Annotated in this window: 11 protein-coding genes; 10 read left to right on the forward strand and 1 reads right to left on the reverse strand. The window is 68.3% G+C overall.

Annotation, left to right across the window (positions count from 1 at the left end; translation table 11 throughout):
- Window positions 1–43: 43 nt before the first annotated feature.
- Window positions 44–2095, reverse strand: coding sequence for an OPT family oligopeptide transporter (locus PSV00_RS08815; RefSeq protein WP_300446180.1), 2052 nt, complete (start codon window positions 2093–2095; stop codon window positions 44–46).
- 178 nt (window positions 2096–2273) lie between these two features.
- On the opposite strand from PSV00_RS08815, the gene mutM reads away from it, so the two are divergent.
- The 10 genes from mutM (at window position 2274) to PSV00_RS08865 (ending at window position 10605) form a co-directional block, all read left to right on the forward strand.
- Window positions 2274–3137, forward strand: a complete 864-nt coding sequence (mutM, locus tag PSV00_RS08820) for a bifunctional DNA-formamidopyrimidine glycosylase/DNA-(apurinic or apyrimidinic site) lyase (RefSeq protein WP_300446182.1) — start codon at window positions 2274–2276, stop codon at window positions 3135–3137.
- Window positions 3138–3141: 4 nt separating this feature from the next.
- A complete protein-coding gene (locus PSV00_RS08825; RefSeq protein ID WP_300446184.1) occupies window positions 3142–3669 on the forward strand; it encodes a DUF1697 domain-containing protein in 528 nt (175 codons plus the stop codon).
- 88 nt (window positions 3670–3757) lie between these two features.
- On the forward strand, window positions 3758–4222 hold the full coding sequence (locus PSV00_RS08830) for a hypothetical protein (protein WP_300446186.1): 465 nt from the start codon (window positions 3758–3760) through the stop codon (window positions 4220–4222).
- Complete coding sequence (locus PSV00_RS08835) at window positions 4222–4440, forward strand: helix-turn-helix transcriptional regulator (RefSeq protein ID WP_300446188.1); 219 nt, start codon at window positions 4222–4224, stop codon at window positions 4438–4440. The genes PSV00_RS08830 and PSV00_RS08835 overlap by 1 nt, the downstream gene beginning before the upstream one ends.
- Before the next feature lie 37 nt (window positions 4441–4477).
- Entirely contained in the window at window positions 4478–5263 is a 786-nt protein-coding gene (locus PSV00_RS08840; RefSeq protein WP_300446190.1) for an enoyl-CoA hydratase, read from the forward strand.
- Window positions 5264–5366: 103 nt separating this feature from the next.
- On the forward strand, window positions 5367–5636 hold the full coding sequence (gene rpsT / locus PSV00_RS08845; protein ID WP_300446192.1) for a 30S ribosomal protein S20: 270 nt from the start codon (window positions 5367–5369) through the stop codon (window positions 5634–5636).
- A gap of 447 nt (window positions 5637–6083) precedes the next feature.
- Complete coding sequence (gene dnaA, locus PSV00_RS08850) at window positions 6084–7517, forward strand: chromosomal replication initiator protein DnaA (RefSeq protein ID WP_300446194.1); 1434 nt, start codon at window positions 6084–6086, stop codon at window positions 7515–7517.
- A 197-nt stretch (window positions 7518–7714) separates the two neighbouring features.
- On the forward strand, window positions 7715–8833 hold the full coding sequence (gene dnaN, locus PSV00_RS08855; protein ID WP_300446196.1) for a DNA polymerase III subunit beta: 1119 nt from the start codon (window positions 7715–7717) through the stop codon (window positions 8831–8833).
- A gap of 103 nt (window positions 8834–8936) precedes the next feature.
- The gene (gene recF, locus PSV00_RS08860) at window positions 8937–10067 is read left to right on the forward strand and encodes a DNA replication/repair protein RecF (protein WP_300446198.1); all 1131 of its coding nucleotides are present in this window, start codon (window positions 8937–8939) and stop codon (window positions 10065–10067) included.
- Between the two features lie 205 nt (window positions 10068–10272).
- The gene (locus PSV00_RS08865; protein WP_300446200.1) at window positions 10273–10605 is read left to right on the forward strand and encodes a GIY-YIG nuclease family protein; all 333 of its coding nucleotides are present in this window, start codon (window positions 10273–10275) and stop codon (window positions 10603–10605) included.
- The last annotated feature ends 108 nt before the right edge of the window (window positions 10606–10713 follow it).

A 10713-nucleotide genomic window follows, 5' to 3' on the forward strand; every position in this document is an offset into this window, starting at 1 on the left:
GGCGGGGCAGTGGCGGAACGGGACTCGGTGGAATCCTGCCGGATCAGACCCGGGCTGACCGGTTGCGGACCCAGGCATAGAGACCGACCGTCAGGGCCACGAACACCGCCAGCCCCGCCAACATGGCCGGCCAGCCCTGGCCGACCGGGAAGAAGCGGGCGAACGGCGCGTCGTCGCCGGTGGAGACGATCACCCCCGCCGTCATGACGAGGAACAGGCTTTCGCCCACGATCAGACCGGAGGCGAGCAGCACGCCCATGCGACGCCCGACGTCGGCGAAGCGGGTCGTCCTGATCGCCTTGTCGTAGACCCAGCCGCAGACTGCCCCGAGCACCAGCATGGTGGTGACGGCGGCCGGCAGGTAGAAGCCGATGCCGACGGCCAGGGGCGGAAGCTTCATCTTCCCTTTCGTGGCCGCGTTCAGCGCGGCGTCCAGCGCGATGATGACCACGCCGATCACCGCGCCCAGACCGATCAGGTCCCAGCGCAGGTCGCCGCCGATGACCCCGCGGGCGAGGGCGGAGATCAGGGTCGCCTGCGGTGCCGCCAACGGCTGGTCCGCGATGCCGGCCGGTCCGCCCTCGAAGCCGAAGGCCTTGTTCAGCAGGTTGAGGATCAGCGGAATCACGATGGCACCGGCGATGACACCCACGATCAGGGCGGTCTGTTGCCGCCACGGGGTGGCCCCGACCAGCTGACCGGTCTTCAGATCCTGCAGGTTGTCGTTGGCGATGACGGCCACGGCGAACACCACGGCCGTCACGATCAGGGCGAAGGCTACCACCGACGGGTCGGCCGGAAGTCCGGCCAGCGCCAGCACGCCCAGCATCAGGACCGAGGCGATGACCACCGCCAGGATGCCGACCCCCGACACGGGGCTGTTGGACGATCCGATCAGCCCGGCCATATAGCCGCAGATGGCGGCCACGGCGAAGCCGATGAGGACGACATAGATCAGGCCGCCCCCGACCAGCAGGGCGGTCGAGCCGGCCAGGGTCGGATTGCCTTGGGCGAACCAGGCGAGGATGAAGCCGATGCCGATCAGGCAGGCGACCGACAGGCCGGCGACGATGTTGATCGGAATGTCCTGCTCGGTGCGCTCCAGCACCTCCCCGCCCTGACGGCGGCGGTTGGCGGCCAGGGCCGAGGCCAGGCCGCCGATCAGCGGCCCGGCCAGCTTGATCAGGGTCCAGATGGCGGCCACGCCGATGACGCCGGCCCCCATGAAGCGGACCTCGCGGCTCCACACCGTGCCGGCCAGTTCCTCGGCACCGATTCCGGCCGGCAGGGTGGTGGCGATCGAGGGAATGCCGTGGGCGGTCAGCCAGGCGATGGTGTCCGGACTGGTGAGGATCGGCACCGCGATCCCCCAGGCGAGGATCAGGCCGAACAGCTGGGCCAGGCCGACGGCGAGGCCGATCAGATGGCCCGCGCCCAGCAGGGCGAACTGCATGCCGAAGCCGAGGCCGGTGGCCCCGCCGCCCAGCGAGGCCGGCAGCCTGATGAACCGGGCCGCTTCGCCGGCGAAGACCCGTCCCGCGACCAGCAGGGCGTAGCCGGCCGAGACGACGGCACCGGTGATCACGACCCACAGGCCGGCCGCGTTCTCGCGCACGGCGCTTTCGGTCTGTTCGGCACCGCGCGATCCGACGGTCAACACCTCCGCGGCGGCCACGCCCTCGGGGTAGGGCAGGTTCGCCTCGACCACCAGGGCGCGGCGCAGCGGAATCGAAAAGGTCACCCCCAGCACGCCGCCGAAGACGCAGATCAACACCGACTCCCAGAACGGGAACTCCAGCCACCAGCCGACCATGACCAGCCCGGGGAGGACGAAGATGATCGAGCTCATGGCCCCGCCGACCGAGGCCACGGTCTGGACCGTCATGTTTTCCCAGATGGTCGAGTCCTTGAACATCCGCAGGATGGCCATCGAAATGACCGCCGCCGGAATGGCCGAGGCGAAGGTCAGCCCGACCTTGAGGCCCAGGTAGGTGTTGGCGGCGGTAAACACGACCGCCAGCAAACAACCCAGAACCAGCGCCCGCAGCGTCAGTTCAATACGCTTGCGGGGCGTCGCGGCGGGTGTGTCGGTCATCAGGGTCGTCTCCGGCTTCGGATGGAGGTAAGCCGGAAACCGCGCCAGGCGCCAGTGAGCAGTGAGTAGGCGCAGTGAGGGGGCCTGGGGATTAGGGGAAGCGGACTCCCGCCCCAACCTTCCAAGCCCTAAGACCTAAGACCTAAGACCTAAGCCCTACCGCTTGAGCCGGAGCCCAATGCCCGAACTGCCCGAAGTCGAAACCGTCCGCCGCGGCCTCGAGCCCGTCCTCGTCGGGGCGCGGCTGACCGCGGTGCGCCAGAACCGGCCCGATCTGCGCTTTCCCTTTCCCGAGCGCTTCATCGACCGTCTCGACGGAGCGGTGGTCGAGCGCATCGACCGGCGCGCCAAATATCTGCTGGCGGCCCTGTCGACCGGCGAGACCTGGGTCACCCATCTGGGCATGACCGGACGCTTCACCCTGGCCGGGGTCGCCCCCGGGGGTTTCGCCCATCAGGTCCCGACGGCCGGCAAGCATGAACATATGAGTCTGGACGCCGTCTCCGGCCCCCTCGTCACCCGGGTCGGCTATACCGATGCCCGCCGCTTCGGCTTCATGGGCCTGATCCCGGCCGGGGCTCTCGAGACCCATGCCTGGTTCGCCGGCCTGGGCCCCGAACCCCTGGGCAACGGGTTTTCCGGCACCCACCTCGCCGGAGCCTTCGCCGGCCGCAAGCCCTCGATCAAGGTCAGCCTGCTGGATCAGCGCCATGTCGCCGGCCTGGGCAATATCTATGTGTGCGAGGCCCTGTTCCGCGCCCGCATCTCGCCCCGGCTCCCGGCGGGCCAGGTCTCGCAGCCCCGGCTCGAGGCGCTGGCGGCCGTGGTCCGCGACGTCCTGACCGAGGCCATCGCTGCCGGCGGCTCCACCCTGAAGGATTTCGCCAATGCCGAGGGCGGCCAGGGCTATTTCCAGCACCGGTTCGACGTCTATGGCCGCGAGGGTCAGCCCTGTCTCGCCGATGGCTGCACCGGCACCGTCACCCGTATCGTCCAGGGCGGGCGTTCGACCTTCTTCTGCCCGGTCTGCCAGAAGGGGTGAGGGCATGAGCCACCGCATCTGCCTGCTGCGCGGGGTCAATGTCGGCGGGGTCAAGGTCCTGATGACCGAGCTGAAGACCGTCGCGGACACCCTCGGTCTCGCCAATCCCCGCACCCTGCTGGCCAGCGGCAATCTGGTGGTCGACAGCGACGCCGAGCCTCTGGATCTGGAGGCCCGGCTGGAAGCGGGCATCGCTGCCCGCTTCGGCCGGCCCATAGAGATTATGGTGCGCACACCCGATCAGTGGGCCGCCCTGATCGCCGCCAATCCCTTTCCGCAACAGGCCGTGACTGACGGCAGCCGCCTGCTGGTCATGGTGATGAAGGCCAGGCTGGCGGACGGGGCGCTTGAAACCTTGCAGGGCCTCGCCGTCGGCGACGAACGGGCCGCCGCCGTCGACGGGACTCTCTATCTGTGGTGCGCCGACGGCATCGGCCGGTCGCGGATGGCCGAAAAGGCCGTGCCGCGCCTGACCGGCGTCGGCACCGGGCGCAACTGGAACACCGTCCTCAGGCTGGCGGCGCTCGCTTGAGTCTGATAATTCGGACTCGATGTAAAAAATACTAGATATGGTGTCGTTCAAATGCGACACGGACTCTCGTTCTGGAATGAGGGAAACAATGTCGTTCAAGGAAAAACTGTCGGGGTTCGCCCTGGTGAATATCGTGCTGGTCTGGGGCTTCTATTTCACCCGGCTGGCCCAGCTGTCGGCCGAAGGCACCCTGACCGCGGACCGGTCCCTGTGGCTGCTGATCGGCTGTATCGTGGTTCTGCTGATCGGCTACATCATCGGCGCGATCGCCGCCGCCCGCAGCGGCCCGCAGTCCGACATCCTCGTCCGCGACGAGCGCGAGCAGGCCATCGCCCTGAAGGCCAGCAACGCCGCCTTCATAATCCTGGGGGCCGTGCTGGGCGGCCTGTCGGGGTTCGCCTATGTCCATTCGGTCAAACACCCTGACCTGCTGGGAGTCGAACCCCTGTCGACCGCCGCCCTCGTCGCCGTCAACGGTGTGGTCCTGGCCCTGGCCGTGGCCGAGGCCGTTCGCCACCTGGTTGCGGTCGTCCTGTCCCGTCGGGGCCGCTGATGGTCAAGGCCCCGCCGCCGATCCGCAACCGCATCCGTGAGCTGCGCTTTCATGCCGGCGAAATGACCCAGGCGGATCTGGCGGCGCGTATCGGTATGACCCGCCAGACCATCGTCGCCATGGAGCAGGGCAAATACTCGCCGTCGCTGGAAGCCGCCTTCCGCATCGCCGCCGTGTTCGGGGTCGATATCGGTGAGGTGTTCCAGTGGGACGGGTGACGCGCTAGACCTCGCCCCGACCCAGAGGAGCACCATCATGTCTGACAGCTATTCCACCCTGCTGATCGAACGCCATGCCGACGGCTATGCGGTGGTGACCCTGAACCGGCCCGAGGCGCTGAACGCGCTGAACTCGACCCTGTTTGCCGAACTGGCCGCCTTTCTCGACACTGTCGAACAGGACGACAGCGTCCGCTGCCTGGTCCTGACCGGCTCGGCCAAGGCCTTCGCCGCCGGGGCCGACATCAAGGAGATGGCCGACCAGACCTATGCCCAGATGTACACGGGCAATTTCTTCGCCCTCGGCCACGACCGTATCGCCCGCTTCCGCAAGCCGATCATCGCCGCCGTCTCCGGCTATGCCCTCGGCGGCGGCTGCGAGCTGGCCATGCTGTGTGACTTCATCCTCGCCGGCGACAATGCCAAATTCGGCCAGCCCGAGATCAACCTCGGCGTCGCCCCCGGCATCGGCGGCTCGCAGCGGCTGACCCGGGCCGTCGGCAAGGCCAAGGCCATGGAGATGGTCCTGACCGGCCGGATGATGGATGCGGCCGAGGCCGAACGCGCCGGCCTGGTGTCGCGCGTCGTCCCCGCCGACACCCTGCTGGACGAGGCCCGCGCCGTGGCGACGAAGATCGCCGCCCAGTCCATCCTCGCGGTGATGGCCAACAAGGAGATGGTCGGGGCCGCCTTCGAGACCACCCTGACCCAGGGCGTCCTGTTCGAGCGCCGCCTGTTCCACTCGCTGTTCGCCTTCGAGGACCAGAAGGAGGGAATGTCGGCCTTCGTCGAAAAGCGGAAGCCGAATTTCACGGGGCGCTGACTCGCGTTGACCCCCTCCACCCTTTCAGCTATATCCGCGCGCTCTTGAGATTTCACGCCGTGGACGCTTGGTCTGCGGCGTTTTCCGTTGAAGGTTTTTTCAAATGGCTAACAACCCCGGCGCCCGGAAGGCGATCCGCAAGATCGCGGCCCGTACCGAGGTCAACAAGGCGCGACGCACCCGCGTTCGCACCTTCCTCCGCAAATTCCAGGAAGCCCTCACCTCGGGCGACGCCGGTGCAGCCAAGGGGGCCTTCATCGAGGCCCAGTCCGAGCTGATGCGCGCGGTCTCCAAGGGTGTGGTTCACAAGAACACCGGTTCGCGGAAAGTCTCCCGTCTGGCTGCCCAGCTGAAGAAGCTGTCGGCCGCCTGACTTAGACGTCTCCGGACGGCCCTTCATCGGGCCGTCATGCGAAAAATTATGGTTTTCAACGGCGAGGGCGCTACCGCTCCCTCGCCGTTTCCATGTCTGCGAATAAGTCGTCGCCGAAGAATCGGCGCTCGCCTGAACGGGGAATTGAACATTTCCTCAACGCTCGTTTGGCTTTAGCGGAGTCAAACAATTTAACTGCAATTCGAGTCGCGAATCAGCGTTGACCCAACCCGTCCTGAGCGTAAGTTTTGGGCTCTTACGCACTTCCATCCCGACACGGATGAAGGCGGCGCGGAACCTGGGTATCGCGTCGGCGTGGGACGTCTGTTCGAGAGTATGACCCCGCCTGCAAAGCATAGCGCTTTGCGGGGCAGGAGAAGTCGTCCTCGGTACCGGCGGCCCTGGAGTGTGGTCTGAACGTTGAATTTGTAAGGTTGGGTGATTGATATGGCGGGGGGCGTGGCAATGGCGAGCATGACGGATCCGGATCGCATCTGGACCGAGGCGTCGGGTCGCCTCCGGACCGAAATCGGCGAAGGTCCGTTCAGCTCCTACATCGCCCCCTCGGCCGTACGGGTCGATGGCGCGGGCCAGCTGATCCTGGTCACCCCGACCGCCTATGCCCGGGACTGGGTGCGCAAGAACGCCCTGCGTCGCATGAACGAGCTGTGGCTCGGCCTCGACGGCCTGTCGCGTCGCCTCGACGTCCGCTGCCGTGCCGAGATGAGCTCGACCCCGCCCGCCTCCGCCGTCAGCGCCGCCCGCGGCGAACTGGCCGCCGTGATGCCGATGCCGCGCCCGACCGTGGGACCGGTGGCCGACGGGGCCCGCGCCGTGCGCGCCGCCGGCCTGCAGGATCGCCTGACCTTCGACAGCTTCGTCGAGGGCCAGGGCAATGCCTTCGCCCTGGCCATCGCCCGGCAGGCCGCCGGCTGGGCCGACGGTCATTTCAACCCGATCTTCTTCTGCGGCCCCTATGGCTACGGCAAGACCCACCTGCTCAATGCCATCGCCTGGGAGGCCCAGCGCCTGCGCCCGGATGCGAAGGTGGTCTATCTGACCGCCGAACGCTTCCTGTCGACCTTCGTCCGCGCCATGCAGGACCGCTCGACCGCCGCCTTCAAGGACAGTCTGCGCAGCGCCGACATGCTGCTGATCGACGACGTCCAGTTCGTCGGCGGCAAGGCCTCGACCCAGGAAGAACTGCTGTCGACCCTGACGGCCCTGATCGAGGACGGCAAACGGATCGTCCTGTCGGCCGACCGCCCGCCGATGGCCCTGACCGAGGTCGAGCCGCGCCTGCGCAGCCATCTGGCCTCGGGCCTGACCTGCCCGGTCGAGCCGGCCGACCGCCTGCTGAAACTGGCCGTGGCCCGCAACCGCCTGGCCGCCCTCGCCCGGCTCGGCGTCGTCACCGGCGACGTCCAGCCCGAGGTGCTCGAACATCTGGTCGATCGTACCCCCGGTTCGATGCGCGAGCTCGAGGGGGCCGTGAACACCCTGGCCGCCGTCGCCGGGGCCCGGCTGTCGGCCCTGACCGTCGACGAGGCCCAGGTCCTGCTGGGGGCTGCCCTGCGCGGCGGGCCCGAGCGCCGCATCACCGTCGACGAGATCCAGAAGACGGTGGCCGAACATTTCAACATGAAACAGGCCGACCTGCTCAGCGAGCGGCGCACCCGTTCGGTGGCCCGGCCGCGCCAGATCGCCATGTGGCTGTGCAAACAGCACACGACCCGCTCCTATCCGGACATCGGTCGCCGCTTCGGCGGGCGCGATCACACCACCGTCCTGCACGGGGTCCGCAAGATCGAGGAACTGATGCCGCAGGACGACCAGATCGCCCGCGACGTCGAGGCCCTGACCCGCAAGCTCCGGGGGTAGTGAGTAGGGCTTAGGTCTTGGGGATTGGGGAGTTTAAGGTCGATCCATTCGATTATCCCCACTTGCCTCTCTCTCTTCTCTAAGCCCTAAGCCCTAAGCCCTACGCCCTTCCTTGCCCCGCCCGCTCAATCCGCTAGTGTCCAAGGCCCTCCAGTCGCAGCGACGATCCTGAGTCGTCGCATCCCGGGCGAGACGACATGCAGCTGACCATCGAACGATCCGCGCTCCTCAAGGCCCTCGGCCATGTGCAGAGCGTCGTTGAACGTCGCAACACCATTCCGATCCTGTCGAACGTCCTGCTCAGCGCCGGGCGCGACAAACTGGCCTTCGCCGCCACCGACCTCGACATGGAGATGGTCGACGAGGCCGAGGCCGTGGTCCAGGTCGAGGGGCAGATCACCGCCCCCGCCCACACCCTGTACGAGATCATCCGCAAACTGCCCGAGGGGGCCGAGGTCTCGCTCACCTACAACAGCGACGATCCGCGCCTGACGGTCTCGGCCGGGCGCTCGAAATTCAACCTGCCGGTCCTGCCGGCCGGCGACTTCCCGGTCATGTCGGCCGACACCGGCGGCACCCGCTATGCCCTGGCCAAGGAAGACCTGGCCCGACTGATCGACAAGACCCGGTTCGCCGTCTCGACCGAAGAGACGCGCTACTATCTGAACGGCCTGTACCTGCACACGGTGGCCGAGGGCGGCGTGCCCCTGCTGCGCGCCGTGGCCACCGACGGCCACCGCCTGGCCCTGGCCGAGACCCCGGCCCCCGAAGGGGCCGCCGGCGGCCCCGGCGTCATCGTCCCGCGCAAGACCATCGACCAGGTCCGCCGCCTGCTCGACGACGGCTCCGGCCCGGTCGAGGTCCAGGTCAGCCCGCAGAAGATCCGCTTTGAGTTCGGCCAGGCCTCCCTGACCTCCAAGGTCATCGACGGGGCCTTCCCCGACTATATGCGCGTCATTCCCAAGGGGAACGACAAGCGGGCCGACATCGACAACGCCACCTTCAAGAACGCCGTCGACCGCGTCGCCACCATCTCGGCCGAGAAGAGCCGCTCGGTGAAACTGGCTTTCGAACTGGATCGCGTCACCCTGACCGTCCGCAACATGGAGGCCGGCCAGGGCGTCGAGGAGGTCGAGATCGGCTATTCCGAAGAGCCGTTCGAGATCGGCTTCAACGCCCGCTATCTGCTGGACGTCGCCGGCCAGATCACCGGCGAGAACGCCACCTTCATGTTCGCCGACCCGGCCAGCCCGACCCTGGTCCTCGATCCCGGTGACCCCGGCGTCCAGTATGTGCTGATGCCGCTGCGGGTTTAGGGGCTCACACAAATCCGCTCATCCCGGCGAAAGTCGGTGGTTGAGCGAAAGTACTGGGGCCCGGCCTTCGCCGGGATGAGCGGAATGCTGTAACCGGTCTGTCTTGATCCAGTCCCTCACCCTCACCGATTTCCGGTCCTATGCGTCCGCCACCCTGCCGGTCCCGGCGGGGCCGGTGGTGCTGTACGGACCCAACGGGGCCGGCAAGACCAATCTGCTCGAGGCGCTCAGCCTGTTCACCCCCGGGCGCGGCCTGCGCGCGGCCACGGCGGTCGAGATGGGGCGGCGCGAACCGGGCGAGGCCGGCGGCCGCGCCTGGGCCGTGGCCCTGACGCTCGATGCCGGCGACGGCGATGAGGTCCGGCTCGGCACCGGGGTCCAGGCGGCCGGGGCCGCGCGCCGCATCGTCCGCATCGACGGCGAGACGGCCCAGCCGGGGCGGCTGCTCGACTATCTGCGCCCGGTCTGGGCCACGCCGGAACAGGACCGGCTGTTCTCCGACGCCCGCGCCGGCCGGCTCAAATTCTTCGACCGTCTGGTCTTCGCCGCCGTGCCCGACCATGCGGCGGTGGTGGCCGGCTATGAAAAGGCCCTGCGCGAACGGCTGCGCCTGCTGACCGACGGTGCCGAAGGCCGGGAAGCCGATCCCCTGTGGCTCGACGCCCTGGAGCTGCGGCTCGGCGAGGCCGGGGCCCGGGCCGCCACGGCCCGCGCCGCCGCCCTGACCGGGCTCCAGGCCGGGATCGACGCCCGCGGCGACCGCCCCTTCCCCCAGGCCGATCTGGGCCTGACCGGCGAGGCCGAAACCATGGCCGCCGCCGGGGCTGATGAAGACTCGATCGCCGCCGCCATCCGCGAGGGTCTGGTCCGCTCCCGTGCCCGCGACGCCGCCGCCGGTCGCTCCCTGTTCGGGCCGCACCGTTCGGACCTGACCGCCCTGCACCGCGAAAAGAACCGCCCCGCCGCCGAGGGGTCGTCCGGCGAACAGAAGGCCCTGGTCCTGAACCTGATCCTGGCCCAGATCACCCGGCTGCGCACCGTCTCGGCGGTCCCCCCCGTCCTGCTGCTGGACGAGGCTCCGGCCCACCTCGATGCGCGCCGCCGCGCCGCCCTGTTCGAGGAGATCGTCGCCCTCGGCCTCCAGGCCTTCCTGACCGGCACCGAGGCCGACCTGTTCACCGACCTCACCGGCCATGCCGCCTTCGTCAAGGTCGAGACTGGCGGGTTCGGGTAGGGTCCCCCAATTCCGCCCATCCCCCCTGTCGTCATCCTTCGGCGAGCGAGCGTAGCGAGGGCGAAACCTGTCCTCCGCACCCTGCCAGACCGTTTCGCGCTGTCGCGCGCCGCTGGGTCCTCCGGTCGCGGCTGCGCCGCGCCGGAGGATGACGACGGTGGGAGCCGGGCTGGAAAGCATCCGGGCGTTGTGTTGATCTACATGCATGGGGACGCATCGGCTCTTCATCGCCACCTACATCATGGCCAGTGGCCGCAACGGCACCCTGTACACCGGCGTCACCGCCGATTTGGGCACACGGGTTCTCCAGCACCGGACCGGGGCGTTTGAGGGGTTCACGAAACAGCACCTTTGCACCCGGCTGGTCTGGTTTGAACGCCACGCCTGGATGGTCGAGGCCATCGCCCGTGAGAAACGCATCAAACACTGGCTGCGCGACTGGAAACTGGCCCTGATCGAGGCTGATAACCCCGACTGGCTGGACCTCGCCGCCGACTGGTTCCCCGCTGATGATCCACGTTGGTCGAAACCAGGCTGAACGCCCCCCCTGCTGTCGTCATCCCGGGGGCGGTGCCCCCCCCTGCTGTCGTCATCCTTCGGCGCGGCGCAGCCGCGACCGGAGGACCCAGCGGCGCGCGGAGCGCGA

Source organism: Brevundimonas sp. (assembly GCF_029945885.1).
In the GTDB taxonomy this organism is placed as follows: Bacteria; Pseudomonadota; Alphaproteobacteria; order Caulobacterales; family Caulobacteraceae; genus Brevundimonas.